The 792-nt window shown below is 61.9% G+C and carries 1 protein-coding gene; it reads left to right on the top strand.

Features of this window, described 5'->3' with window-relative positions; genetic code table 11:
• On the top strand, positions 1-656 hold a 656-nt coding region (locus NW852_RS08660), incomplete at its 5' end, for a DUF2808 domain-containing protein (protein WP_414426652.1).
• Positions 657-792 lie beyond the last annotated feature (136 nt).

The following is a 792-nucleotide window of genomic DNA, read 5'->3' as shown; positions in this document are numbered from 1 at the left end:
CCCCTTACAATGGACAGCAACTCGATTCCATGTTCATGGCCTTGCTGCCTGCTCGGTCGGCAGGAAGCGGTGCTTATGCCGAAGTCTTTTGGGAGGTTTGGGTGTTGAGAGCAGTGAAGCGTTCGTGGGGCCTCCGCTTGGCCCGGCTGGGGACGAGGCTGATTTTGGCAGGCTTGTTGGTAGGGGCGCTATCCCCTTTGGCAAAGGCGCAGTCGGGCTTTGTCATCACGGGCAGCGAGGGGGTACCTGTCCTCAGCTATCGGCTGGATTTTCGCGGCATTCGTGGTCGGCTGGATCGCTATCGCCTGAAGATCCCACCGCAGGATGTGGCGGTGGCGGAGGTGCAGATTAGCGCGGACAGGAACTTTGATGCCGTCATCGATCCCCAGAATGTACGCCTAGAGGTGGAGGGCAAGCCGGTGGAGCTGGCGGAAGTGTATTGGGACGAGGAGTTTCGCTCTTTGGAGGTGGTGGCCCGTCAACCCATTGCCGCCGGCCAGGAGATCCGCTTGGTGCTCTCCAATGTGCGCAACCCTTCCGCTGCCGGCATCTACCGGGTAGAGGCGCGGGTACGGGGGACAGAGCCCAACCCGCTCTTCCGCAAGGTGGGCAACTGGCTCATCACCATCGACGATCCGGAGCGGCTCACCTTCTGATGGCCGCTGCCTCTGGCTTCAACAACCCCAAGGGATCCCCATCTCCCCTCTCCCTGAGGGAGAGGGGCTGGGGGTGAGGGGATCTCCCCTCCAGACGGTAGCCTGGCATACAGGGAGAGGTTGTCTTTGGTGCTGG

Origin of the sequence: Synechococcus sp. H60.1, assembly GCF_047462335.1 — a bacterium.
In the GTDB taxonomy this organism is placed as follows: domain Bacteria; phylum Cyanobacteriota; class Cyanobacteriia; order Thermostichales; family Thermostichaceae; genus Thermostichus.
Note: the sequence above shows the minus strand (reverse complement) of the source record. Positions and strands in the feature narration are given on the sequence as shown.